Origin of the sequence: Sulfolobus sp. E5-1-F, from assembly GCF_009601705.1 — an archaeon.
Lineage (GTDB): Archaea > Thermoproteota > Thermoprotei_A > Sulfolobales > Sulfolobaceae > Saccharolobus.
In genome coordinates, this window is record NZ_CP045687.1 from 467,626 (window position 1) to 492,735 (window position 25,110).

The 25,110-nt window shown below is 34.7% G+C and carries 32 protein-coding genes; 12 read left to right on the forward strand and 20 right to left on the reverse strand.

Translation table 11 applies throughout. From position 1 onward, the window contains the following. The 5 genes from GFS03_RS02545 to GFS03_RS02565 form a co-directional block, all read right to left on the reverse strand. The gene (locus GFS03_RS02545) at window positions 1-1,119 is read right to left on the reverse strand and encodes an isopropylmalate synthase (protein WP_153422367.1); all 1,119 of its coding nucleotides are present in this window, start codon (window positions 1,117-1,119) and stop codon (window positions 1-3) included. Between the two features lie 73 nt (window positions 1,120-1,192). Continuing rightward, complete coding sequence (locus GFS03_RS02550; RefSeq protein WP_181443773.1) at window positions 1,193-1,822, reverse strand: 6-hydroxymethylpterin diphosphokinase MptE-like protein; 630 nt, start codon at window positions 1,820-1,822, stop codon at window positions 1,193-1,195. Next, complete coding sequence (locus tag GFS03_RS02555; RefSeq protein WP_153422368.1) at window positions 1,819-2,025, reverse strand: hypothetical protein; 207 nt, start codon at window positions 2,023-2,025, stop codon at window positions 1,819-1,821. Before GFS03_RS02555 ends, GFS03_RS02550 begins: the two co-directional genes overlap by 4 nt. After that, window positions 2,006-2,398 (reverse strand): HEPN domain-containing protein, encoded by a 393-nt coding sequence (locus tag GFS03_RS02560; RefSeq protein WP_153422369.1) that lies wholly within the window; start codon window positions 2,396-2,398, stop codon window positions 2,006-2,008. Before GFS03_RS02560 ends, GFS03_RS02555 begins: the two co-directional genes overlap by 20 nt. Next, window positions 2,391-2,768, reverse strand: a complete 378-nt coding sequence (locus GFS03_RS02565) for a hypothetical protein (RefSeq protein WP_153422370.1) — start codon at window positions 2,766-2,768, stop codon at window positions 2,391-2,393. The genes GFS03_RS02560 and GFS03_RS02565 overlap by 8 nt, the downstream gene beginning before the upstream one ends. Window positions 2,769-2,800: 32 nt before the next feature. On the opposite strand from GFS03_RS02565, the gene GFS03_RS02570 reads away from it, so the two are divergent. Both GFS03_RS02570 and GFS03_RS02575 read left to right on the forward strand, forming a co-directional pair. Further along, entirely contained in the window at window positions 2,801-3,304 is a 504-nt protein-coding gene (locus GFS03_RS02570; protein WP_153422371.1) for a hypothetical protein, read from the forward strand. Then, window positions 3,294-3,710 carry a 6-pyruvoyl trahydropterin synthase family protein gene (locus tag GFS03_RS02575; protein WP_153422372.1) on the forward strand — a complete coding sequence of 139 codons (417 nt, stop codon included), beginning with the start codon at window positions 3,294-3,296 and terminating at the stop codon, window positions 3,708-3,710. The genes GFS03_RS02570 and GFS03_RS02575 overlap by 11 nt, the downstream gene beginning before the upstream one ends. Window positions 3,711-3,717: 7 nt before the next feature. On the opposite strand, the gene GFS03_RS02580 is transcribed toward GFS03_RS02575, so the two are convergent. Then, complete coding sequence (locus tag GFS03_RS02580; protein WP_153422373.1) at window positions 3,718-4,182, reverse strand: hypothetical protein; 465 nt, start codon at window positions 4,180-4,182, stop codon at window positions 3,718-3,720. Beyond that, complete coding sequence (locus GFS03_RS02585; protein ID WP_153422374.1) at window positions 4,139-5,638, reverse strand: dihydropteroate synthase-like protein; 1,500 nt, start codon at window positions 5,636-5,638, stop codon at window positions 4,139-4,141. Before GFS03_RS02585 ends, GFS03_RS02580 begins: the two co-directional genes overlap by 44 nt. Window positions 5,639-5,731: 93 nt before the next feature. On the opposite strand from GFS03_RS02585, the gene trxB reads away from it, so the two are divergent. Then, window positions 5,732-6,703: a thioredoxin-disulfide reductase gene (trxB, locus tag GFS03_RS02590; RefSeq protein ID WP_153422375.1), complete on the forward strand. Its 972-nt coding sequence runs from the start codon at window positions 5,732-5,734 to the stop codon at window positions 6,701-6,703. Beyond that, window positions 6,700-7,494, forward strand: coding sequence for an inositol monophosphatase family protein (locus GFS03_RS02595; protein ID WP_153422376.1), 795 nt, complete (start codon window positions 6,700-6,702; stop codon window positions 7,492-7,494). Before trxB ends, GFS03_RS02595 begins: the two co-directional genes overlap by 4 nt. Here the strand turns inward: GFS03_RS02595 and GFS03_RS02600 are convergent. Then, window positions 7,439-9,262 (reverse strand): AAA family ATPase, encoded by a 1,824-nt coding sequence (locus GFS03_RS02600; RefSeq protein WP_153422377.1) that lies wholly within the window; start codon window positions 9,260-9,262, stop codon window positions 7,439-7,441. The two genes, GFS03_RS02595 and GFS03_RS02600, sit on opposite strands and share 56 nt — an antisense overlap. Before the next feature lie 81 nt (window positions 9,263-9,343). After that, window positions 9,344-10,900: a phytoene desaturase family protein gene (locus GFS03_RS02605; protein WP_153422378.1), complete on the reverse strand. Its 1,557-nt coding sequence runs from the start codon at window positions 10,898-10,900 to the stop codon at window positions 9,344-9,346. A 138-nt stretch (window positions 10,901-11,038) separates the two neighbouring features. Between GFS03_RS02605 and GFS03_RS02610 the strand changes: the two genes are divergently transcribed. Beyond that, window positions 11,039-12,193: an alkaline phosphatase family protein gene (locus GFS03_RS02610; RefSeq protein ID WP_153424531.1), complete on the forward strand. Its 1,155-nt coding sequence runs from the start codon at window positions 11,039-11,041 to the stop codon at window positions 12,191-12,193. Then, a complete protein-coding gene (locus tag GFS03_RS02615; protein WP_153422379.1) occupies window positions 12,186-12,725 on the forward strand; it encodes a phosphoribosyltransferase in 540 nt (179 codons plus the stop codon). The genes GFS03_RS02610 and GFS03_RS02615 overlap by 8 nt, the downstream gene beginning before the upstream one ends. On the opposite strand, the gene GFS03_RS02620 is transcribed toward GFS03_RS02615, so the two are convergent. Continuing rightward, window positions 12,715-14,376, reverse strand: coding sequence for a methylmalonyl-CoA mutase family protein (locus GFS03_RS02620; RefSeq protein ID WP_153422380.1), 1,662 nt, complete (start codon window positions 14,374-14,376; stop codon window positions 12,715-12,717). The genes GFS03_RS02615 and GFS03_RS02620 overlap by 11 nt on opposite strands. 80 nt (window positions 14,377-14,456) lie before the next feature. Between GFS03_RS02620 and mce the strand changes: the two genes are divergently transcribed. Both mce and hsp20 read left to right on the forward strand, forming a co-directional pair. Next, window positions 14,457-14,885, forward strand: a complete 429-nt coding sequence (mce, locus tag GFS03_RS02625; protein WP_153422381.1) for a methylmalonyl-CoA epimerase — start codon at window positions 14,457-14,459, stop codon at window positions 14,883-14,885. 72 nt (window positions 14,886-14,957) lie between these two features. Continuing rightward, window positions 14,958-15,488: an archaeal heat shock protein Hsp20 gene (hsp20, locus tag GFS03_RS02630; protein WP_153422382.1), complete on the forward strand. Its 531-nt coding sequence runs from the start codon at window positions 14,958-14,960 to the stop codon at window positions 15,486-15,488. Window positions 15,489-15,504: 16 nt separating this feature from the next. On the opposite strand, the gene GFS03_RS02635 is transcribed toward hsp20, so the two are convergent. Continuing rightward, the gene (locus GFS03_RS02635; protein ID WP_153422383.1) at window positions 15,505-16,023 is read right to left on the reverse strand and encodes a ZPR1 zinc finger domain-containing protein; all 519 of its coding nucleotides are present in this window, start codon (window positions 16,021-16,023) and stop codon (window positions 15,505-15,507) included. 68 nt (window positions 16,024-16,091) lie between these two features. Between GFS03_RS02635 and GFS03_RS02640 the strand changes: the two genes are divergently transcribed. Further along, window positions 16,092-17,663, forward strand: coding sequence for a GTPBP1 family GTP-binding protein (locus GFS03_RS02640; RefSeq protein ID WP_153422384.1), 1,572 nt, complete (start codon window positions 16,092-16,094; stop codon window positions 17,661-17,663). Here the strand turns inward: GFS03_RS02640 and GFS03_RS02645 are convergent. Together GFS03_RS02645 and GFS03_RS02650 are read right to left on the reverse strand one after the other, a co-directional pair. Next, on the reverse strand, window positions 17,653-18,060 hold the full coding sequence (locus GFS03_RS02645; protein WP_153422385.1) for an SRPBCC domain-containing protein: 408 nt from the start codon (window positions 18,058-18,060) through the stop codon (window positions 17,653-17,655). The genes GFS03_RS02640 and GFS03_RS02645 overlap by 11 nt on opposite strands. Then, window positions 18,057-18,476: a CoxG family protein gene (locus GFS03_RS02650; RefSeq protein WP_153422386.1), complete on the reverse strand. Its 420-nt coding sequence runs from the start codon at window positions 18,474-18,476 to the stop codon at window positions 18,057-18,059. The genes GFS03_RS02645 and GFS03_RS02650 overlap by 4 nt, the downstream gene beginning before the upstream one ends. A 26-nt stretch (window positions 18,477-18,502) precedes the next feature. Here GFS03_RS02650 and GFS03_RS02655 point away from each other — a divergent pair, with 26 nt between their 5' ends. Beyond that, entirely contained in the window at window positions 18,503-19,072 is a 570-nt protein-coding gene (locus tag GFS03_RS02655) for a nucleotidyltransferase family protein (protein ID WP_153422387.1), read from the forward strand. On the opposite strand, the gene cutC is transcribed toward GFS03_RS02655, so the two are convergent. The 7 genes from cutC to GFS03_RS02690 form a co-directional block, all read right to left on the reverse strand. After that, window positions 19,043-19,549 (reverse strand): glyceraldehyde dehydrogenase subunit gamma, encoded by a 507-nt coding sequence (cutC, locus tag GFS03_RS02660; protein WP_153422388.1) that lies wholly within the window; start codon window positions 19,547-19,549, stop codon window positions 19,043-19,045. The genes GFS03_RS02655 and cutC overlap by 30 nt on opposite strands. Before the next feature lie 5 nt (window positions 19,550-19,554). After that, window positions 19,555-20,391, reverse strand: coding sequence for a glyceraldehyde dehydrogenase subunit beta (gene cutB / locus GFS03_RS02665; RefSeq protein WP_153422389.1), 837 nt, complete (start codon window positions 20,389-20,391; stop codon window positions 19,555-19,557). 69 nt (window positions 20,392-20,460) lie between these two features. After that, window positions 20,461-20,616, reverse strand: a complete 156-nt coding sequence (locus GFS03_RS02670) for a YHS domain-containing protein (protein ID WP_153422390.1) — start codon at window positions 20,614-20,616, stop codon at window positions 20,461-20,463. A 5-nt stretch (window positions 20,617-20,621) separates the two neighbouring features. After that, a complete protein-coding gene (gene cobA / locus GFS03_RS02675) occupies window positions 20,622-21,350 on the reverse strand; it encodes a uroporphyrinogen-III C-methyltransferase (RefSeq protein WP_153422391.1) in 729 nt (242 codons plus the stop codon). Then, window positions 21,350-21,937, reverse strand: coding sequence for a DUF1404 family protein (locus GFS03_RS02680; RefSeq protein ID WP_153422392.1), 588 nt, complete (start codon window positions 21,935-21,937; stop codon window positions 21,350-21,352). The genes cobA and GFS03_RS02680 overlap by 1 nt, the downstream gene beginning before the upstream one ends. Beyond that, window positions 21,937-22,176: a hypothetical protein gene (locus tag GFS03_RS02685; RefSeq protein ID WP_153422393.1), complete on the reverse strand. Its 240-nt coding sequence runs from the start codon at window positions 22,174-22,176 to the stop codon at window positions 21,937-21,939. Before GFS03_RS02685 ends, GFS03_RS02680 begins: the two co-directional genes overlap by 1 nt. A 1-nt stretch (window position 22,177) precedes the next feature. Continuing rightward, window positions 22,178-23,005, reverse strand: coding sequence for an SIS domain-containing protein (locus tag GFS03_RS02690; RefSeq protein WP_153422394.1), 828 nt, complete (start codon window positions 23,003-23,005; stop codon window positions 22,178-22,180). 45 nt (window positions 23,006-23,050) lie between these two features. Here GFS03_RS02690 and GFS03_RS02695 point away from each other — a divergent pair, with 45 nt between their 5' ends. Together GFS03_RS02695 and taw21 are read left to right on the forward strand one after the other, a co-directional pair. Beyond that, on the forward strand, window positions 23,051-24,202 hold the full coding sequence (locus GFS03_RS02695; protein WP_153422395.1) for an amidohydrolase: 1,152 nt from the start codon (window positions 23,051-23,053) through the stop codon (window positions 24,200-24,202). Further along, window positions 24,156-24,935 carry a tRNA 4-demethylwyosine(37)-methyltransferase Taw21 gene (gene taw21 / locus GFS03_RS02700; protein WP_153422396.1) on the forward strand — a complete coding sequence of 260 codons (780 nt, stop codon included), beginning with the start codon at window positions 24,156-24,158 and terminating at the stop codon, window positions 24,933-24,935. Before GFS03_RS02695 ends, taw21 begins: the two co-directional genes overlap by 47 nt. The last annotated feature ends 175 nt before the right edge of the window (window positions 24,936-25,110 follow it).

Below are 25,110 nucleotides of genomic sequence, written 5' to 3' on the forward strand. Positions count from 1 at the left end.
TTAAGAATTCATTAATTTAAGTGCAATGTTTTTCGCATCCTCTACTGTTACCTTATTACCGGATTCAGCTAATTTCTTAATCTCAGCTAGGACTATCTTCAATTTATCATCAGATAAGTATATTCCTTGTTCCTCTAATAATTTCCTTAAGCCATGTATCCCACTATGCTTACCTAGTGCTAATCTTCTGAAATTACCTACTTCTTCTGGCGAAATTGGCTCATATGTGAAGGGATTTTCTATCACTCCATGAACATGTATCCCAGATTCATGACCAAATGCATTATCGCCAACAATTGCCTTGAAATAGGGTACTGGTACGCCAGTCATTTCAGCTACAAATCTACTTACCTCATACAATTTCCAAGTTTTCACATTTGTCTCGTAATTTAGCAATTTCTTTATACCCATTACCACTTCTTCTAACGACGCATTTCCAGCTCTCTCGCCTATACCATTTACAGTAACGTGGACCTGTCTAGCGCCGGCATATACACCAGCTAGTGAATTCGCTGTCGCCAAGCCGAAGTCGTTATGACAGTGAACACTCACTATTATTCTCTCACCTACGAAGTTTACAATCTTCTTTATCATATCGTAATACTTGAAAGGATGCATAATTCCTACTGTATCCGGTATATTTATCCTTTCGGCTCCAGCTTCTATTGCAGTTCTAATTGCCGTAAATAAGAAATCTTCTTCAGTCCTTGTTGCATCTTCTGGACTAAACTCCACTACCATACCGTGATCCTTTGCATATTTTACACTTTCATAGATCTTATCTAGGACCTCTTCCTTTGTCATCTTTAATTTATACTTCATGTGCAATTCTGAAGTGGCTATGAACAAGTGTATACTTGAGATTCCAGTGCTTATCGTCTTATCTATATCGTTCTTATTTGATCTAGATAATCCAATAACTTCTACTTGATCTCCTACCTCTTCGAAAATCCTTTTAGTAGATATGAATTCTCCTTCTGAGGATGCAGGAAAACCTGCTTCAATTACATCAACTCCTAAATCGGCTAACTTTTTCGCTATCATTACTTTTTGCTCAACTGTTAGATCTATACCTGGAGCTTGCTCACCATCTCTTAAAGTAGTATCAAATATTCTAATTTTTTTAGGCGTAGAGAATACTCATACCTCGTACGCACCATGATAACTACGGTATAATGCTATTTAAAACTTACTACTCATCATAATTTAAAACTTGTTCAATTATCATTCTAGCTATTTCTAACTTTTTTCTTTTTATCATCGAAGCTGGTACGTCCTTCTTATAGTACGGTTTAGAGAATTTTCCAATAATCCCAGACTCAAAATCCATAGCATACAATCTTATCTTACTAGCTCCCATATACTTCGCCAAAACTACAGCCCTATCCCCGTCACTGAACCCCCCATATAGTCTTAAACGACCGAAAGGCATTACTTGTGAATTCGGGATCACCTTATCCATCTCCTTGACCTTATGTAACAAATTAATATTATCACCATGAGCCAATACCACGTATATTGAGTTTTTAGGGAAAGTTTGAAGACCGTCTAAATCAGTTACTATAATGTCAGGGGTAACTCCAATATTTATGAGATAGTTTGTAGCACCATCGGCTGCTATTATTACATCCTCTTTTAGCCTACTTATTTTATCCAACTGAGGGCCAGCTCCAACTACTGCAATTTCCCTTCCCCTTACGAGGTCTCTTAATTCAGACTCGTCATACTCCTTAGATATTAAACAGTTTAGTATTGATGCAGAGATATAGTCATCTCTTTCTTTGAATCCAAGCCAACTCCTTATTATTTTATAAAAGTTCAACCACCAGAATGTATTATAAAGTAAATCGTATCACCTTCTTGCTTAATGATCTTAATGATATATTTGTGTTTTATTATCTCGAAATACGGATTTGTCAAATTTATCTTAAACATTATATTATTGTTATTGAGCAAATACTCTATTGCCTCTAGTGGATCACTTGAGCATGTATAAGAGTCTAGGTCAATCGTGGTATTCGTCATATGCTTTTTCGACCTCCTCTAGAATTTTAGATATTTCATCAACTAGCATTTCTGCTTCCTTATTCCTTATTACTACGGTAGGAGTTTTCAGAGAGGATTCGTTAATTAGAGTTATTGGAATTAATTTATATTCAAGATCTCTTAATTTCTTTTCTAATGCATTCTCGTCATTAAGTAACATCGTGGTATTCCAAAAAAGGTCATGCCTAAATATATCTTTCAAGGATAATAGTACTTTAGCTAAATTTTCTACAGTGTCTAAGGTTCTTATTACGGTATAATAAAGATCCCCATCCTCAAAAGCTATTTGTGCCTCTTTTAACGTCCTTCTAGCTCTGAGTAAATATTCAGCAGCTACTAAACTTTTATCCATTTTTCTCATCCTCTACCGAATATATTACTTTTCCATGAATATTAAGATATTCGAGTACTGGTATTTCATATTCCAATTCCTTAGGAGATAATATTAATCCATAAATTTTAGGTAAAGCTCCATAGTTCAAGATAAAATCTCTTGTGCTCTCCTTATTCTTAACTTTATTGTAGAAGAACGAAAATATCTCACCTCTAGCATAAAGTGAGATTTTAGAAACTTTATCTAATGCTATCAAATAAATTGTTTCCTCAGTCTCATCATTTTTCTCAAAAGATTTTCCGCCAACTATAATCTTTTTCACGTAATCTCTATACCATTCTATAAAGAGAGAGGATAAGTCTTCAACTACATTTAGAAGTAACTTCATGTTTAATAGTTAGTTGCTCAATATAAAAAATTATGAATGAAGATGCTGAAAGGTACTTGAAAGAGAGAATTAGTATTACTTTACCAATTCTAGATATATCTGTACCTTGTAATACTACTTGTATAATGATGAGTAAGTATAAACATCTCCTCTCAATAGAGAATTTCAAGGCACAATTAGAAATATTAGATAGCTTAATTAATCTAATTGAAGATAAAATATATACGCTGAAATACGAGATTGAGGATAAGTTCTCTCAGTATAAGGCTAATATTAACATAGATAATCTAGTGTATGCGATTTACAAGATGGTCGAGGAGGGTGGAAATATGGTTCTAGGTGAAAAGATATATTTCGGAAGTAAAGAAGTAGCTTATGGTGATTATACAGTTTTAATAGGTTTCCACAATCTTGTTGAAAAGATTGTGAAGAGCGATTCTAACATCAGATCATTATGTGATGAGATAAGATATTTAAGCGAGTCCACATGGGAACATTTTGACAAGAATATAAGGAGGTCTTTAAATGAAAGTTAAAGTTGGTATTGAAGGAATCACGATGGATTCAGCTCACTATACTTTATCATCTTATACTGATAGCCAAATTCATGGCCATACATATATCGTTAATGTGGAAGTTGAAGGGGAAGTCAATGAGAAATCTGGGTTTGTAGTAGATTTTAACTTACTCAAAAAAATAGTTAAGGAGACAATACAAGAATGGGATCATAAACTTATCATACCCAAGGCTGATTTAGATAAGTCGAAATTGGAAGGTCCATTCAGGGTGGATTATAAGGTAATAGATGCTCCATTTCCCACTGCTGAATATATAGGTATTGAAATAGCAAAGGACATATATCTCAAACTGAATAAGAAGTACAGAATACTTTTGAAGATATATGAAGGAAAGGACTCTTATGCAATTATAGAGTATCCGTAATAGGAGATTACGATAAACCTTGCCCATTTAGTTGGGAATGGACCAAAAAGCGTAAACCTATATTGTCTATCCATTTACATTCTTCAGATTCCTTTACTTTCTTGTAACAAAGTATAGAATTGTCATCAAATCTGAAACACCACTCTTTACCTTCTTCTAGTTGCTTAAATAGCTGATTTACATTTTTCACAGTTTCTTCTTTACCATTGCACAAATATCCAGTGAGCTCGTATCTTTTTATGATTACGTCGTGATTAAATATAAATATCCCACCGAATATTGCAGGATAACATAACTGTTTGTCCTTATTTTCACATGCAATTTCTATACTAAAAGATTTAGACAATTTAGAGAGAAAGTCCTTTACATCTCCGTCTGAATTTTTAAGTGTAATTATTGGGGGAATTACACAGAAGATAAACGTAAAATCATGAATCCTTTTTCTTATCATGCTCGGTATGGAAAGAATCATCAATTATCTTTTTGAACAATGGTTTATCTTGAATATAATTTTTATCGAGTTGGTAAGCAATCTCGGCCTTGGCTAGTTCGTATCCTATGTAAACCGCATGCTCTTTGCTGATATCCTTAACTCTTCTAACCAATTCTCTCCCAATACTTAGCCCATCTTTTCCTTTTATTGTTATCTTATTTTTTCCAATCCATTTTACTCCGAATCCATCTTCACTGACAAAAATTTTTGCAAATCCACTTTTATCCATATCAGGCTTTATGTGCTCATTAACAATTACGTCAGCATTGAAATCCTCCCTAAATCTTCTCTTATCCTTAAGTACGAGCAAATCTATCCCTATATCTTTTGGAAGTCTATTTTCTTTCAAAGCTATACTTATCATCTTTGTAGCCCGCGATAATTCCCAACTACTCCACCTCGTTTTCCCCTTTTCCATAATCAATAAGTTAGAAATTCCCAACTCGCCTGCAATGGCAGATAGAAGTGCGTTAATTCCCAGACTATCTGCATCAATAAGTTCAGTTACGTTAAGAATTCCCATTAGAATCGGTATATCTTGCAACGTGTTCCTTACGTATTTATACTCAATTATACTATTTACCAGCCCTCTTAGAGGTGGTGATAACACTGGGTCTGCTATCAATTTATCGAATCCCTTCTGTTTTGCTTTTTTAACTAGATCAACAGTTGTCTCTCCTCTATTTTCAGTTTTGAATGGGGCTACAATAAATGCAGCTTCTCTTCTAATTTCCTCAAGTTCCTCTAAGTTATTTTCATTTAAGTTAAATACGAATGAAGCTCCTGCTCTTACACCCTCTTTTAATTCTCTAGGCGATTCAGCATCTATTCCAACAACATATCCATAGTCCACTAATCTTTTAACCTTATTTTTTACCTCATCCAAATCGTAGTGACCTACAGGGAAACCTAACAATACCACGTCGATGTTTTTTCTTATTCTATCCAATTTCTCAAATTCTTGCTTATTATCTATTTCCAAAAATATTCTAAAAGGTGGCGGATAAGTTGTAATCTTTACTCCATTTATTTCGAAAGAAACCTTAGCTTCTTCCTCTATTTTTCTTAGCTTCTCTTCTATATTGTCCATTTTACCTATAATCTTATCAGCGGATTCTGTTGTAGAAAGTTGTATTCCATTCTTCAAGGCCTCAATTACTCTAGGCAGATCCCAAGCTTCTTCTGTTCCTTTGAAAGTTTTTATCCCTGTAACTTCTTCAACAATTTTAGCGTCGCCGTAAACTAGTCCCGGAATAAGTATGTAATCTACGTCAAATTTCGTCTGCTTTAGGTTCTCTGCTATAAACTTTGTACTCATTAGTGAAGCAACCGGGTAGTTAAGTACTTTAATTTCGACCTTAGCATCCTTGATGTTCTTAGCAACTTCAGAAAGTATTGGTGCAGCTAGAGTCCCAGTTACTACTAATACTTTCACACATTTATTCTAGTCTTTTACGGTATTTAATTTCACGTTTTTAGAATCGTTGGACAAAACTCTTAAAATTCGCTTATGAAATATACTATAGTAATGAGTCTTTTACCAAGAACTGCAAGTGTAAAACCAGGAGAGAAGTTTGATGTTATAATTGTTGGACTAGGTCCTGCCGCTTACGGTGCCGCATTATATTCTGCCAGATATATGTTAAAGACTCTTGTTATAGGAGAAACTCCGGGTGGGCAATTAACAGAAGCGGGTATTGTTGATGATTATCTTGGCTTAATAGAGATTCAAGCGAGTGATATGATAAAGGTATTTAATAAGCACATAGAGAAGTATGAAGTACCCGTCTTGTTGGATACAGTGGAGAAAATTGAAAATAGAGGAGACGAATTTGTTGTGAAAACCAAGAGAAAAGGTGAATTTAAAGCTGATAGTGTTATCTTAGGGATAGGAGTGAAGAGAAGAAAGTTAGGAGTACCTGGAGAACAAGAATTTGCAGGAAGGGGCATATCTTATTGTTCAGTTTGCGATGCACCTTTATTTAAGAATAAGGTAGTTGCAGTAATTGGAGGGGGAGATTCTGCATTAGAAGGAGCTGAGATATTATCTAGCTATTCAACCAAAGTCTATTTAATACATAGAAGAGATAGTTTTAGAGCTCAACCAATTTATGTTGAAACCGTTAAGAAAAAACCAAATGTTGAATTTATACTTAATTCAGTCGTGAAGGAAATTAAGGGAGATAAGATCGTTAGACAAGTAGTTGTGGAGAATTTGAAAACTGGTGAGATTAAGGAGCTGAATGTAAATGGTGTATTTGTAGAAATAGGATTTGATCCTCCAACAGATTTCGCTAAGAGCAATGGGATAGAGACTGATGCAAATGGATATATTAAAGTAGATGAGTGGATGAGGACTAATATACCGGGAGTATTTGCTGCAGGAGATTGTACGTCAATGTGGTTAGGATTTAGACAAATTATTACTTCAGTAGCTCAAGGTGGAGTAGCAGCGACTTCAGCTTATAGATATGTGACAGAAAAGAAGGGTAAGAGATGATCGATTTATTAAATAAAATTGCTATAAATACAACCAAATATTTAAATGAAATAAAGGACGAGAAAGATCTAGATAAGGTAGTCGGATTTCACTCGGGAGATACCACACGGATAATTGATAAGAAGTCTGAGGAATATATATTTCAACTACTGAATGAGACTGGGCTTAAATTTAAGTTTGTTTCTGAGGAATCCGGTGTTATAACACCATCGAATACCTATGATTATATTGCGTTAATCGATCCATTAGATGGTAGTAACAATTTTGTACTTAGTGTCCCATGGTATTCTATATCAGTAGCTATTTATGGTAAAAGTGCGAAAGGTTTGTTAGATTCGCTAGGAGGATTTGTTTCACATATCTCAATTAATAAGATATATTCATATGATACTTCTTCTGCATATGTGGATGGATCTCCATTAAAGGTTGAAATGATTAATAACTCCCCTTTAAATGTAGTAATAACGTATTTTGACGAGAGGAGCTTAGATAAGACATTAAAGATTCTCTCAGCTCTAAAAGGATATAAGATTAGAAGCTTTGGTAGTGCGTCATTAGATATGATTCTAACTTGCATCGGTAAAGTAGGATTATATTTTGACATTAGAGGAAAGTTAAGAAATGTAGATATTGCTGCATCAGCCAACTTTTGCAAAAGATTAAATTCTATTCCATCTACATTAAATGGTAAAGAAATACTCAGTGGAATAGATAATATATATACAATAGATGAAATTATCTTGTCTCGTGATCAGAATTTGTTGAGGACCGTTTACTCAATCTTTTCTTAACTGAGGGGTGTATCTTATTGAGTGCGTCTATTAAGTCTTCTTTAGTTAACGTTCTATTGCTTTCTCCTCTCAAGATACTCTTTAACACTCTCATTTTAGCCTCTCTTGCTAATGCGGCTAAGTCAGCGCCAGAATAGCCTTCAGTCTGCTCTGCTAAAATTCCACAATCTACTTTTTCGCATTCCTCTTTTCCAATATATTTAATTAGTATATCTAGCCTTTCTTCCTTATTTGGAAGTGGCATATGGATAATTTTATCAAATCTGCCTGGTCTCAATAGGGCTGGATCTATGGCTTTTAACCTATTTGTAGTTCCTATTACAACTACTTCCTTCAAGCTTCTTATTCCATCCATCTCCGTTAACAATTGATTGACAATTTTCGAAGAATCTGTATGACTCTTATAGTTTCTTTTAGATGCAATAGCATCTAGCTCGTCTAATAGCACTATTGCGGGCTTATTTTCCCTCGCTCTATTAAATACTTCCTTAATTGCAGCTATTGCACCTTCATATCCTTTATACATAATTTCAGCTCCACTTAACGCTATTAATTTGACGTTAAGCGTTTTAGCTAATGCCTTAGCCATCATAGTCTTACCTACACCTGGTGGACCATAGAGCAATATTCCCCTAATTGGAGGAACTTTTAATTGCTCCAGTAATTTATAGTGATATAATTGTAACTCTAATAATTCTCTTAATTCAGTCTTTATCTCGTTATAGCCTCCTATATCATTTAAAGTTAATTTCTCTTCTAGCTCATTTTCTTCTTCTCCCTTACGTACTCTTCTTTCAAAATCAAGTCTGAATTTCTCATAATCTTCTATCATTTGCAACGTTATACTAGGTTTATATTTTTTGATCAACTCTATGAAATCTGCCATAGTTATTTTCCTCTCTGTACCTTTTTCCAGTGCTTCAGATGCAACTTTCCTTGCTGCTTCTTGACACAAATTAGCTAAGTCTGCTCCACTATACCTCTCTGTAATTTCAGCTAATTTATCAAAGTCAACATCTTCAGCTAACGGTTTTCCTTTACAATGTATTTGTAAAATTTGTTTCCTAGCCTCTTTGTTTGGTGGGCCAATGTAAATTAGTTTATCAAATCTCCCGGCTCTGAGTAATGCTTTATCTAACATTTGAGGAACGTTAGTAGACCCGACTATTATTACTCCATCTTCACTATGTAATCCATCGATTTCTGATAACATTAGGGATAATAATCTAGGTGTTACAGAGTCACCAGTGTGAGACTCTCTCTTAACACCTATTGTGTCTATTTCATCAAAGAAAAGGATACATGGGGCGTTTTTTCTAGCATTATTAAATAACTCTCTCAGTCTAGCTTCACTTTCTCCATACCATTTACTCATAATATCACTTATATTAACGTAGAGGAAATTTAATTTAGATTCGTTAGCTAAGGCTCTCATCATCATAGTTTTCCCGCAACCGGGAGGACCGAACAGTAACATCCCTTTAGGTGGTTTTAAGCCATATTTCGATGCTAATTCCCTATTTTTTAAGGGTAATTCTATATATTCTCTTATCTCTTTTTTAGCATCCTCATATCCCCCTATATCATCCCATGTTATCTTTTTGTCTTCTATCTCGACTTTTTTCTTCTGTGATTTATTCTGTAATTGTAAAGCTTTATCGGAATAGGCAAATTTGGCAGTGGATTTTCCAAAAATCTTCATGAGTATGATTACTAGTACAGCTAAACTAATAAATATAATTGCTAAGTTAAGTACGGGCTCTATCAACTTAAATCAAGAGTAATATCTGCATTTATGATTATAAGCTTATTTCAAAACTTTTTATCTAGAAAAGGAGTCAATTAGTATCTATTTGTTCACACCTTTTCTTAGATCTTCTAGAATTTTGACGTGAGCATTATACCCAGGAGCGCCGGTTACACCACCACCAGGATGAGTTCCAGATCCACAAAGGTAAAGTCCCTTTATTGGCGTGGTGTAATCACTATAACCTATTAGTGGTCTAAAGAAGTATAATTGATCCGGAGTCATATCTAGATGGAAAATATTTCCTCCACTAATCCCGAACCTCCTCTCAATATCCAGTGGTGTTAAAACTTCATACTTAATAGGTTTGAAATTTGGTGCGAATTCCCTGATTTTATCAAAAGTTATCTCAGCGATTTTCTCTTTCATTTCATCGTTTCTCTTACTATCGTAAACCAAGTATTGCCCAAAAATTGAGAAGGAAAATTTACCTGGTGGAGCTACTGTAGGGTCTACGGAGGATTGAATGTTGATGGAAAGCCATGGTTCCTTCGAATACCCTAATGTTCTTGCATCGTCATAAGCTTTCTCTATGTATTTCATGCTGGGCATTATCAATTCAGAAGCTATATGTTCTGGTGATAGGCTCTTACCATTACCAAAATCTGGTAATTCATCTAAATATCCAACTATCTTAAATGACACACCAATGTTCTTCAAAGCTTTTACTCTTCTAATGAAATCTTCCTCTAATTCAGCATTTCTTAAAAGTTTAAGGAATGTTGTTTTAGGATCAGCGTTTGAAACTACAATTTTAGCGTTTATTATTTTTCCATTTCCTAGTTTAATACCTTCTACCTTTCCATTCTTTACTAATATCTCATCGACTTCTGCATTAGTGTAAATCTCAACCCCGAGTTGTTCAGCAGATCTCTTAAGGGCTTGCGTGACCCCTCCCATTCCTCCCTCTACGTAACCCCAGGCTCCTTTCACACCATTTACTTCACCTATAACGTGATGAGCCAATACATATGCCGTTCCCGGGGTCGAAGGTGAGGCAAATGTTCCCACTACGGAATCTTCTGCTAGTGCTGATTTAACCTCATCTGTTTCAAAATACTCATCTAGTAGTGATTTAGCATCTTGTAAGAACGTTCTTAAGAAACTTAGCGCTAATTCTTCATTCATGTTTCCCTTAAATATATCGAGTAAATTCTTAGCCTCATCCATATGTGGTGGAGGGTTTAGCATGAGAAAATCTGCCATCTCAGCAAATGCATCCCAAAACTTAATCCATTTTTCATAATTCTTTGCATCATTTTTTGAAAATTTTTCTATTTCTTTCTTAGTTTTCTCTAGACTTGACCAAATGTATAATTTTTTGCCATTTTCAAACGGCAAGAATAATCCAGGATCTTTTAAATAGACTTTTAATCCAAACTGTCTTAGTTTCAGTTCTTCTATTATTTTAGGTCTAAGTAGACTTAGCACGTAAGCGCCAGTCGAGACTTTAATCCCTGGCCATAATTCCTCAGTAACTGAAGCTCCACCAACTATTTCCCTTCTCTCAAAAACAGCTACTTTTAGTCCAGCTTTAGCTAGATATGCTGCTGTAACTAACCCATTGTGTCCTCCGCCAATAATTGCAACATCTATCATTTAGCTCGCCTTGTTGTTAGCCGTACTAGAAATCCTATTACAACTCCTAAAGCTCCAAGACCGATAGATATGTATGCAAAGGTTTCAATGGTTTGAGTAAGTGGTATTACTGTATTCGTGGCCGTGGCCAACACTGTTATTGGTAACATTAACATAAACTTAAAAATAAATACTTATAACCTTATTGCAAATATGGAATTGATAATACCAGACTATTACGGAGAGAATATTTACACGTTATCTTGTTTTATAGCGGAATATCTTGGAGTTCAGAGGCAATGTTTGAATAAGATGAATTTAAACCTTAATAACAGGTTAGTTTTAGCATTATTTGACGGACTAGGTTGGAATGTATTCAACCAAACCGGTATAAATTTAAGGGCAAAAAAGATAACAACAGTTTTTCCATCAACAACGTCTACTGTATTAACAACACTATTTACTGCATTAACGCCTGGTGAACATGGAGTTTTAGGTTACAACACCTTTGTAAAAAGATTAGGAGGAGTAGTAAATACTCTACGTTATACTTATCCTACAATAAGCGAAAGGGACTCTATAACCAATTATGTTCCTTTTTCATCTTCATTCCCTAATGTCAAAAGTTATTTAAAAGAAGTTCAAGGAATGAAGATTATATCCATAGTGCCTAAAGGGATAGAAAATACTGAGTTCAGTAATGCTACGCATGGAGCCTCTGGTGAGTCTAAAACATATGTTAACTTTTGGGATGCATTTTATCAACTCTCACAAGTTTTGCAACAAGACGCATATCACTTCATTTACTTTTACGTTCCAGATGTGGATACTTTATCGCACAGATATGGGCCATATGCGGAACCCACCATTAAATCCGCAAGAGATATCCTAGCCAGTATCTTAGAAATTTCAGAAAAATATAAAAAATATAGTTTTATTGTAACAGCAGATCATGGTCATGTTCCCGTTTCTGAAACTATACTTTTCAACAATGACCAAGAATTAATTAACATGCTTGATGTCCCTCCATATGGAGACTCTAGGGCAATATTTTTAAGAACACGATATGACGTTTCAACTTATCTAAGCAGAAAGTACGAAAGCCTTAAAATATTTGGAAAAACCGATTTTGAAAAGCTATTAGGAAAAGTTAATGATATTTTTGCCTTACCGGACTATATTGCAGTCCCCACTGATTACAGAGCATTTATATTTAATTTTAAGGAAAAAGACGAGTATGATAAACTTAAAGGGCATCATGGAGGACTATTGCAAGAGGAATTTGAGATACCTTTGGTGATCTTAAATGGTTGAATATCATATTCCATCGTGGGATGAAATAGAAGATGCAGTTTTTTCAATAGGGGAAGCACTAGTTAAAAGCAATTATATTCCAGACGTTTTGGTCGCGGTATTAACGGGTGGAATTGTACCGGCTAAACTTCTTTCTGACTTGCTAGATTTGAAAGTAATTAGGTATATAGATATAAAATTTTACCGTAGTGTTGGAAAAACTGAAAGTAAGCCAGTGATCAGATCCGTATATACTGATTCCTTAGAAGGTAAGAAAGTCCTAGTGGTTGATGATGTCGCAGATACTGGTGAAACCTTAGAGGCGGTTAGTAATGTTATAACCATGTTTAATCCGGCTAAAGTAATGACTGCGACTTTATACTTAAAACCTTGGTCCAAGAGATTTCCGGATTTCTATTATAAACAAATTGATAAGTGGATAATTTTCCCATGGGACAAATGGGATGTTGTTAGGGAAAATAAAGATGTTCCAGTTAGCAAAAAGGAGAAATTCTTCGAATTATATAAACAATTATTAAAGATCAGAAAATAGAAGGTTCTTTATATTCTCCCCAAATATCTCTTAAAACGCTACTAATCTCCCCTATTGTAGCTCCCGCCTTTATTGCGTTGATCATGTATGGGAACATGTTCTCATTCTCTTTTTCAGCAACCTTCCGCAGATTATTGAAACTATCTCTAATTCTCATGTAATCTCTCTCTTGTTTATACTTCCTTAATCTTGAGATAACTCTCTCTCTGACCTCAGGATTAACTCTAAATATTTCAGTTGTTCCAATCCACTCTGGTTCATAATACATATTAACGCCAACTTTTCCGAGATCACCTTCTTCTATTCTTTTTTGTATCTTATACGCACTTTCAGCTATTTGTGCTTGCGGATATCCATTTTCTATGGCTTTTACCATACCACCCATTCTTTCTACTTGATCTATGATCTTCCACGCTCTCTCCTCTATTTCGTCGGTTAGCCATTCTATGTAATATGAACCTCCTAATGGATCTACTACATCAGCGACTCCACTTTCATTCGCTATTATCTGCTGAACTCTTATCGCAATCTTAGCAGCTTTCTCAGTGGGTAACGCTAATGCTTCGTCATAGGAATTAACGTGCAAACTTTGTGTTCCACCTAATACAGCAGCTAAAGCTTGTAGTGTAGTTCTTATGATGTTTATCTCTGGTTGTTGTGCAGTTAATTCAGCTCCTCCTGTTTGTGTATGGAACCTTAACATCATTGACTCAGCTTTTTTCGCTTTGAACACATCTTTCATTATTTTCGCCCACATTCTTCGGGCTGCTCTAAATTTAGCAATTTCCTCGAAAATATCTGAGTAAGCAGCAAAGAAGAAGGATAAATGCGGTGCAAACTCATCTACGTCAATTCCCCTCTCTATCGTTTTTCTTACATACTCTATACCATCCGCTAATGTAAAAGCTACTTCTAATACTGCATCCGCCCCAGCTTCTCTTATGTGATATCCACTTATGCTTATTGGATGCCATTTTGGTAAGTATTTAGCGGAGTATTCTATGATGTCGATAGCGTATCTCATTGAGGGTGAAGGAGGGTATATGAAGTTCTTTCTAGCTATATACTCTTTTAGAATATCATTCTGAACTGTTCCATCTAGAATTTCCTTGTTAATATTTCTACTTTCTGCGGTGGCAATTAGCATTGAGAGTAATTCCATTGCAGTGGCGTTTATAGTCATTGAAGTGGTAACTTTATCAAGGGGTATTCCGGACATGACAATATCCATTTCCTTCCAATGAAACATGGAGACTCCAACAACCCCAACCTCTGTGTAAGCTAATTCATAATCTGGGTCTAATCCTAATTGAGTAGGTAAATCAAAGGCCATACTTAGACCAGTTTGTCCAGCTTCCAGTAATTTCTTGAACCTAGAATTCGTTTCTTCAGCAGATCCAAATCCTGCATATTGTCTAATTGTCCAAATTCTTCCTCTATACATGTTAGGATAAATTCCCCTTGTAAAGGGATACTCACCGGGTAAACCTAATTTTTCAAAGTAATTGCCTTTAACATCCAATGGTGTATAGACCGGTTTAATATGTATTCCAGAGAACGTTTTGAACTCCTTCTTCCTCTCTCCCCTCTTCTTCACCCAACTTAAATATACCCTTTCTTCCCATTCCTTAATTCTATCTTCGATATCCATAATATGTTTAAATCATATAAACAATATATAACTTTTTCTTTAAGGCAAAACTTTTAAGATTAAACAATTATGAATACGTTATGCTAGTTGAAAATCTAGATCATATTGGAATAGTAGTTGAGGATATAGACGAAGCAATTAAGTTTTATCAAAATATTTTTGGAATGAAATTAATACATTATGAAGTAATTACAGAAAGAGGGATAAAAGTAGCGTTTTTAGTTGGAGAAGAAAAAAATGAGACCTCAATAGAGTTATTAGAACCAATCAATCATAACGACATGAACAACACTGTGGCTAAGTTTCTGAAAAATAAGGGCCAAGGTTTACATCATTTAGCCGTAAAAGTTAGTGATATTAATAAAGCATTAGAAGAATTAACAGCTAAAGGACTCCAATTAGTGGATACTGCCCCAAGAAAGGGTGCAAGAGGACACTTAGTAGCTTTTGTACATCCTAAAAGCGTTATGGGAGTACCAATTGAATTGGTACAACAAAAAGAATTGTAGATGTTTAAGACACGTTTGGAGAGGATGTAAAAAACTTTAAAATTATATTTTCATAATATGTTACGATAATCTATGCCCAAGAGGGAAGAAAAAGATATTTTTGACATAATGGATGAATGGCTAAGGGAGATGGAAGAAGAGTTCGAGAGAATTGAAAGAGAATTTATGAGAGGTTTTAGAGGCAAAGGGGAAGGGATTAAGCAATTTGGACCATATGTTTACGGATTTAGAATAACTGTTGGACCTGACGGTGTACCAAAAATAGAGGAATTCGGCAATGTTAAGAAAGTCAGAGGTAAACCAATCATATCTGAAGAACGTGAGCCATTGGCCGATGTAATCGAGAAAGGTGACGAAATTAAGGTAGTAGCCGAAGTGCCCGGGGTTAACAAAGAAGATATTAAAGTTAAAGTAACAGAGGGAGGGAAGAAATTAGTGATTACGGCTAAATCAGAGGATAGACAATATTATAAGGAGATTGATTTACCAGCGGAAGTAGACGAAAAATCAGCTAAGGCTAGCTTTAAGAATGGAGTCTTAGAAATAACTTTGAAGAGAAAAGGTCCTTCATCAGATTCAGGTGTTGAAATAAAAGTTGAGTAATTAATTTTTTCCTATTTTAATCGAAATTAGTTAGAATAAGTGGTTTTATTATTGCCTTTTCTGACTTTATAAAGCTTAACCCAGATTCATCTTCAACTATTAATGTGAATTTAATTTTACCTTCCATTGCGGATTTAATTCTATTTTCACATTCGTTATCACAGAAGTTCCCTACTTGATCTAATAGTATTTCTAGAACTCCTTCAATTGTAGAGATATAACCTTGAGACATACCAGCTGGTTCTATTTCTATTCCTAATTCTGGTATTATTATCTTTGCAAAAGCTGATCTATATATCATAGTTCTTAGATCGTCCTCGTTCTCTATCCTCATCTCAATTATTGTGGGTTCTTTAGCTTCATATGGTTTAACATCTCTAAATTTATACCCACAATTTTCACAATACCAATTTGATAAAATTAACTTTCCGGCATGTGGAGTATCATATAAGTAGTCTATTGCCTTTAGGGTCTTCGATTTACACATTGGACATATCAGTATCTCCTCAAATATTACCTTAGGTCCTTCTGACATTAACAATCCCCTATTAAAATTTATTTAGTTGTTCACAAATTTAATACTTGTTAAAGTGATGTGATGTAATGAAATTACCCCGAGAAAATGATGAAGGAAAAGTAGAATATAAGCTTATTCTTTCTGATGTGACGCCAGACCGTCTTCAAGAATTAGCTTCTCAAATGAAGTATAGATTAGAGGAGGGTGATGGCGAAGCATTTTACGTTTTAGGTGTAAGTAATGAAGGAGAAATAATAGGACTATCTAAGGGTGAATTGGAAGAAAGTATAGCTACGTTAAATATGATAGCAAAGCTAGTAAACGCTAAAATTGTGTATAGAAGAGACGTGGAAGTAAGAAAGGGCAAATACGTTGCTGAACTTCTAATCAGAAGATATAAGGAGAATTTACCAGTAGAAGTCAACGTTGCAGTAATGGGTCATGTAAATGCAGGAAAAAGCACTGTAACTGGGGCGTTAGTCCTAGGAAGATTGGATGATGGGAATGGAAGCTTAAGAACTGCAATTGCGAGACATCTCCATGAAGTTCTATCAGGTAGAACGTCTTCCATTACTTTGAGATTGATCGGATTTGACGATAATGGTAAGATAGTTAATTGGCAATTAAAAGATCCGCTTGATGAGGCGGAAACAACGATCAAGAGCACTAAAATAATTAGGCTTATTGATCTTGGGGGTCACGAAAGATATCTTAGAACAACTCTAAAAGGATTATTAGGTTATGAGGTAAATTACGTCATGCTAGTAGTTGGAGCTGATGATGGGTTAAGTATAATGGGAAAAGAACATTTAGCCTTAGCTTCAATATTAAAATTTCCTGTATTTGTAGTTATTACTAAAGTAGATAAATATCCAGAAGATAGAATAAAGAGTATAGTTAATGATATTAAAAATGTTTTAAAAATTCCCGGAATTAATAGATTAGCTCTAGAAGTTGAAGATGAGGATGATGTGGTAAATTCAATTTTAGCTATAAGGACTAAGCGGGTGGTCCCTATTTTTAAAATATCGAATGTAAGTGGAAAAGGCTTAGATCTACTTATAAAATTTCTAAACCTATTACCTCCTGAAACTAAGATTTTAGATGAGAAAGAGGCACCATTAGTGTATATCGACGAAATATATAACGTGACTGGAGTGGGTACTGTCGTACTTGGTTCAGTTGTAAAAGGTAAGCTTAAGATTAATGAGTCTGTGTTAATTGGACCTAACAAGTTAGGGGAGTTTAAAGAAGTTAAGATAAAAAGTATACAAGTAAATAAGGTATTTGTGGATTCGGTCTTAGCTGGAAATATAGCTACATTTGCCATTCAAGGTATTGAAAAGGAAAGTCTTAGAAAAGGAATGGTTATGGTGAAGGGAATGCCCAAGGTAGTTAGAAGATTTAAGGCAAGAGTATTTATACTTCATCATCCAACAACTATTAGAGAAGGTTATGTTGCTACTCTTCATTCTTATACGATAAGACAAGCTGCAAAGTTTGAGAGAATTCAGACTGGGTTTTTAAGAACTGGTGATACGAGTGAAGTAATATTACATTTTCTATATAGACCAGAGTACTTAGAGAAGGGACAGATTTTCGTGTTTAGAGAAGGTCGAACTAGAGGTGTGGGTATTGTATTGGAATCTATTGGCTAATTTTCCCTACACTACACTCTACAATCTGCTTTGATATTTCCTCAGCTTGTGAACTTATATGCTTCTTTAAACTATTAGCTAATGGTCCACTTACTTCATAATCACTACTCCATTTAATTTTATTTCCAAGAATTGTAAGTAGTGTATTTATACTTGCTATTATACCTGGTCCCTCAATGGTAATTAGCGTATCTATGTTATCTCCATTAACTTCATGCGTTTTTACAGTCCCATTAATTTCAATAGTCAAAAACGAGAATTTAACATAAGCCTTGAAGCTGTTCCCATTTATTTCCTTTACCCCGGGAATACAAGTCAATAGATTCTTGTAATCTGAAAAAAACTGTTTAGCTTTAGTTGGATCCTTTATCATAATTTCTCCTTCAGTTTTGGTCATTTTATCACCCTCTCCTTTATACAATTGAACAAGTCATTGATGATCTTCTCTATCGCACTACCCATTAATCTTGCACCTACTGACGCTAAAACTCCAGCTACTTTTACATCCGCTGAATAGTTTATCTTGCCATCTAGAGCCTCAGCTATTGCGTCTATATCCACATTACTATTCATTCCAGTACCTTTAGCAATAATTTTTCTCTTATTTTCATCTATCTTCTCAAATCGTACATTCGCCCTATATTCTCCTTTTATGAATCCGATTCCAGTTACTCCCACTACCTTGTACTCTTCACCTTCTTTGGTGAAACTCTTTATCCCCGGAAAACACTGTGCTACTTGATCTGGATTATCAAGCAGTTTGAGAATTTGATCCTTACTCGCATTTAAGCTGATTGAACCCTCATATTTCATAAGTAACTGTTGGAATAGCAGTATATATGAATATAGGAGTCATTATTTTAGCAGCTGGAGAAGGAAAGAGGTTCGGAGGAAATAAGTTATTTGCAAAAATAGATAATACCCCTATAATTATACGAACAATTGGAATTTATGAAGATTTAGAAAAAGTTGTCATTGTAGGTAAATACGTTAATGAACTCCTTCCCTTACTTATGGATCAAATAGTAATATATAATCCATTCTGGAAGGAAGGGATAAGTACATCAATAAAACTTGGATTAAGATTTTTCAAGGAATATGACGGTGTATTGGTAGCATTAGGTGATATGCCATTTGTGACCAAGGAGGATGTTAATAAGATAATTAACGCGTTTAAACCAAATTGTAAAGCCGTAATTCCAACTCACAACGGAGAAAAGGGAAATCCAGTATTGATTTCTAAAAGTTTATTCAATGAAATTGAAAAATTAAGAGGAGATGTCGGAGCTAAGGTTATACTAAGTAAAATGAGCATGGAAGAATTATGTTTTGTAGAATGTAGTCAGGGTGTTTTAATAGATATAGATAAAAAAGAGGATTTAATGCGCCTTGGGAATTTCCATCCTTAATTTTTGTGATGCTAATTTCACTGCTTCCACAATATTTTGATATCCAGTGCATCTACACAAATTACCAGAGATTCCTTCCCTAATCTCTTCCTCTGTTGGGTTAGGATTTTCCTTAAGTAGCCAATAAGCTTCCATTATCATGCCTGGAGTACAATATCCACATTGCAAGCCATGTTTCTCCCAAAATGCTTCTTGGATTGGATGTAGTTTACCATCCTTTGCCAATCCCTCTATTGTTGTGATCTCTGACCCATCTGCTTCTACAGCTAATATTGTACATGATTTAACGCTCTTTCCATCCATAATTACAGTACATGCTCCACAGTTGCTTGTATCGCAACCAATGTGAACACCAGTAAATCCTAATTCTCTAAGAACGTGAACTAACAACCTTCTAGGCTCTGTTTCAACTTCGTAATTTTGTCCATTTATCTTTAAGTGAACTTTTACTTTTTGATCCTTCTCAAACACTTTCATGCTTATCACCTATTCAATGCGGCTAAAATTGCTCTCTTAGTCATAACTTTTACCATTTTCTTTTTATATTCTGCTGATCCCCTTATATCAGAAGTTGGATTTGCGTAATCCATGGCTTTAGTAGCAGCCTCCTCTATTAATTTTTCAGATATTTTTCCAGATAACAATATTTTCTCAGCTTCGCTAGCTCTTACTGCAGTTCTGTTTACAGCAGTTAATCCTATTCTTGCATCTTGAATTACATCCCCATTTACCTTTAGTGCAACTGCAACTCCTACAATTGCAAAGTCTCCAGCTCTCCTTTCTAGTTTTTGATATGAGAATTTATAATCCTTAAGTAGGGGAACTTCTATTTCTGTAACTAATTCACCTGGATTCAAATCTGGTGTAAACATATCCTTAGCGAATGAAGAAAAGCTTTCAACTCTTTCTCCTTTTGTACTTTTAATCTTTACCTTTGCATCCATGGCAATCAATGCAGCAGGATAATCTGCTGAAGGATCTAAATGTGATATACTCCCTCCTATAGTTCCCATGTTTCTAACTTGAGGATCAGCTATCTTTGATGCAGTTTCACTTAATAATGGAATATTAGCTTTCATAATCTCGTAATGAGTAACTACAGGCCCTAATTTTACTACGTTTCCTTCCATCTTAATGTATTTTAGTTCTGGTAATCTCCTTATTTCAACTAGATATGAGGGTCTAAATATCCTTAGCTTCAACATTGGTATTAAACTATGTCCCCCAGCTAGTGGCTTAGCATCATCATGTGACTCCAAGAACTCTAAAGCCTCTTTTACGTTATCTGGAATTACGTAACTAAACTTTGGTGGATACACATCCTTAATATTTAGTAGACCTTTATATACTTAGCTCCTATACTTTTAACATCTAAACAAAAACTTATTTTAAGGCTTATTAGATGTGTATAATTTAACATATTTTTCTGGTCTCTTCTTGAATTCTACCATACACATTGGACTGCAGAAATAATATGTATTTCCTTTATAATTGTATGAATAGGGTTTACCTCTTATCTCATCCCCACATACAGTACATTTCATCTTTATCACTTAAATTTCCATAAGTATTCCCTAAATTTAACCACTTCGCCAATTACAATAACCGCTGGAGACGTTATATTATTATTCTTAATAATGTTAACTAGATCTTTTAACTCCCCAGTAAAAACTCTCTGGCTTTCCGTTGTTCCGTTTTCAATAACAGCTACTGGTTCTCTTTCATTTCTCAATTTTATTATAATATTAGCTATATTCTCTATTTTCCTAAGACCCATAAGAATTATTAGTGTGCCTTTTCTTGGGATATAATCTTCATCAATTACTTTATCTTCCGCTTTCGTTCCAGATATTACAGTAAAGCCACTAGCTGAGTAGATTCTACTAGTAACTGGAATTCCCGCATATGCAGGTACAGCAATTGCACTTGTTATCCCAGGAATTACCTCACACTCTACACCTTTAGATATAACGTATAAACATTCCTCCTCTCCTCTACCCAAAACATATGGATCTCCTCCTTTTAATCTAACAACTACTTTATTTTCCATCGCCTTTTTTACTAATAACTCATTTATCTCATCTTGTATTACATAATCCCCTATATTCTTCCCAACGTAAATTCTTTCAGCCCCAACTTTACAGAAATTTAGAAGCTCTTTAGGGATGAGCCTATCATAAATCACAACATCAGCCTTTTGTAAGATCTTTAAGCCCTTGATAGTTATTAGTTCGGGATCTCCCGGTCCTGCTCCTACTAAATAAACTTTCCCACTCATCAAATCCCCCCTATCTTTCTCATAATATAAATTGCAAATGCTACACCTTCTGGAAATTTTATACCATAAACGAGCACGATTACCGAATTTAATAGTAGCTGGGATTGAACGTGGAATATCCCAGATGCTAAGTATAATAACAGCAGATAGATTGTATCTCCCGCAAATCCTAGACTAAATAGGAGAAGTTTTTCTGCGAATTTTAGTGACGGTATTACATAGCCTATCATAAAACCCCCTAAGAATTCACTAAGGAAAGATATGACGAATAGCCACTGTATCTTTAATACAATAGGATATATCTGAGGCATTAACCATGGTGTTATTAAGAGTAAACCAATTATTATGAATAAGGGTGATCTTCTCCTTATTAATATTGAAACTATAGGTATTTTTTCTCCTTCATTTTCAATAAATTTATCCTTTGGAGTATTAGAAATTAACACATACCACCCCAGTAGTGCGCCTGAGAGTATCGGTCCTTGATACGAGAGTAATCTATCCACTGGGTCTACAAAAACGTAAATAATAATTGAAATTATAAGTAAAGAAAAACCAATATATTTGGCAATTTGAACTACGTCCATTATGGTAAAAATATTGTATACACTATTTTATCTTTTTCATCCTTTTTGTCTACTAGTTTAACTCCTTTCTCACTCATAACATCTATCCACATGTTCACTTGCTCTTCTTGCGATCCCTTTAATGCAATCACTTTTATCTCTTTATTCCCTCCTACTTCTAGCCAGAACTTCAATAACCTTATACTCGCAGAATTTGCTCCGCATCCACTTTCAGCTTTTGTTAAATCTAATTCCTCCATCTCAATATATCATGTTAGAGCTAACGTTTAATATTTTTTTGTTCTCTAGAAAGTAAATCTTATCCCACTTTTCCTTTCTCATTTTATTTACTATTGATTTTATTAATATAATCGCATTACAGAAGGCCCCATTACAGTTAGTGAATTGAATATCAGTATAATCGACGTTATTAATTAATTCAATCTCCCTCTCGTTACCAATTCTAAATAATATTATCTGTCTGCTTTCTGTCATAAAAATTGGAGAGTGGCAAAATTGCTCAAATCTCTCACTATTTGTCGTATAACCAAAGATTTCAGCGAACTTAAGCATTGCGTAATATGCAATACCATAACTTTCCTTATATCCTACGAAAAATGGATTATTTGACAAATCAAGTAGTGTACTAGATTCTTTAATATCGTCTTCTGTTTCTCCTGCAAGTGAATATACTGCACTTAAACTCATTAAGAACGATAATGTGCCAGGCAAACGATAACTTGACTTGTAGGGAATGAGTATAAGATAGTCAGTCAATTTTGCCAGCTGTGAATCTTCATTTGCTGTTATTACATACAATTTCGTTCTTCCTTTGAATTTCTTAGCAAGCAGTATATTTGATTTTGGTCTTCCGGAAACTGATACTATAACTAAAGGGCGATCTAAATTTTCATAGAACAATCCCTCGAATGGATCTAAAGCCTTAAACTTACCATTGGTTTTGCCCTCTATTGTGAGAGCTACTGCATAAGAATCTCCAGCTCCTACAACGTATGCACTATCTAACTTTAAGTCTACATTTACTCTATAGTCTTGTGTTATTTCACGTTCAATTAAATCTGCGTACATTAAATAACTTTAATTAACATTCTGCCTAATAGTGTTTTAAGAAAAATGAAGGTTTTAATAAAAAGCGATTTATTATTAGGGGAACCTAAGCCTCTTAGAGACGTATATATAGGAATTGATGAAGGACAAATAAAGGTTATATCTAAAGAACAACCCGAAGACTACGATTATGCAGAATACGTGATCGGTGGTAAAAACAGAGTGGTTGTACCGGGATTTGTAACTACACATTCCTTTCTATACTTATATCCATTTAGGTTTAGGGTATTTTCGGGTAAGGTAAATGCCTTTCAACTGATGTCAACACTTTCACCTAATGATATTTATTACTTCTCCTTAATGGGCGCGTACCACTTATTGAAAACTGGAGTTACTACAGTCGTAACTTCAGGGCCTAACTTAGATATGATAGCCAGAGCGATTTCAGAAGTGGGATTAAGACCAGTACTGGCTGTAGGTGTGGATTGTCCAGATTCGAAAGAAGATTGGGAGAGAGAGTTCACAACGTTATATAATAGGTGGTCTAGTAAGAATGAGAATAGGGTAATTTTGCGTCTTTGTAGTAATGAGTATTCTAAAGAGGTATTTGAACTTTCACAACAATATAATTTCCCTGTTCTCTTGGAAAGGTTTGTAAGCTTAGAAAATATCAGTGGTAATCCAATAAATGTAATAGGATTAGGTGGAGGAGCTAGGAAGGATCTAGATATTATAAAACATAAGGGATTTCATTTAGCGTCGACTCCATCATATGAAGTTTCCCAATTTCCATTAAGCCAATATAAACCATCAATATCCTTAGATCTATCTCCTACTTTTGATATTAGGCATGAAGTCTCTACGATTATAACTAGGTTAATTTTAACGCCGGAAGAGGCGCTTAATGCCATGACAATCTGGGGGCAATTACAACTGAAATATAATGATAGAGGTGTTGTGGAGAACGGAAAAGTTGCCGATTTAGTAATCTTTGAGGTTAAGGAGCCTCCAACTTTCCCATTAGATTATGAAAGTCCCTATGAGTCTATAGTTTTTAGTCTCTCTACTCCGGAAACAGTTCTAGTAAGTGGAGAAGCAGTATTAGATGGTGGTGTTCCTTTAAATATTGGAATAAAACATATAGAGAAAGCCATAGAGAGGCTTGAAGACATTGATAAAAAGGTTGCAAAACCAGCAAGATATATGGAAAAGGATTGAAATAGTAGGGGATATAGTAATAATTGGAGTTCCTTTTAACAAAAAACCAGAAGATCTTATAGAAATAGCAAACAAGATACTTTCAGCTTTTCCATATATTAAATCAGTATGGGGAAGATACAGGGATGTCTCTGGTACATATAGATTACCAACGTATGTTCATTTAGCCGGAGAGAAAAGAAGTGAGACCATCTATAAAGAGCATAAATGCAAATATTTTCTTGATTTTACCAAGGTATTCTTTTCTGAGAAATTATCCTATGAACATTTGAGAGTAGCAAGACAAGTTAAGAGAGGGGAAATTATTATAAACATGTTCTCTGGTTTTGGGCCATTTTCAATACTCTCTGCAGTTCTTAGTAAACCAAAAGTAGTTTATTCGATAGATGTGAATCCCTACGCATATTACTATATGATGGTAAACGTAGAACTAAATAAGGCTTATGAAGTGCTTCCAATATATGGAGATGCTTTCAAAAGAATATACGATCTAGAAGATGCAGATAGGATAATTGCTCCTCTGCCAGAACTTGCGGATAAAGCCTATGAGGTGGCATTGCAAAGAGTAAAGAAAGGTGGTGTAATTCACCTTTATACGGAGGTAGAGGCTTATAGAGGTGAGGATCCTGTAAAAATTGCCATGAATAAGTATAATGGATCTTACTTTGGTAGGATCGTAAGAAGCGTCAATCCACATAAGTATCATGTAGCAGTAGATATTAAAGTTACTTAATTGGAATAATTTATTCTTATAGATTCAAACAGAATTTCTAATTTGAAATAACTTTTAATCTGAGTTCGTTCATTAAAGATAAATGTTTCTCTACGTAAAGATGTTCAATATTATTACTGTATTTAAAAACTCAGTTTACGTATGTTAAGATTTACTAAGCTCCTAGTATTTCTTC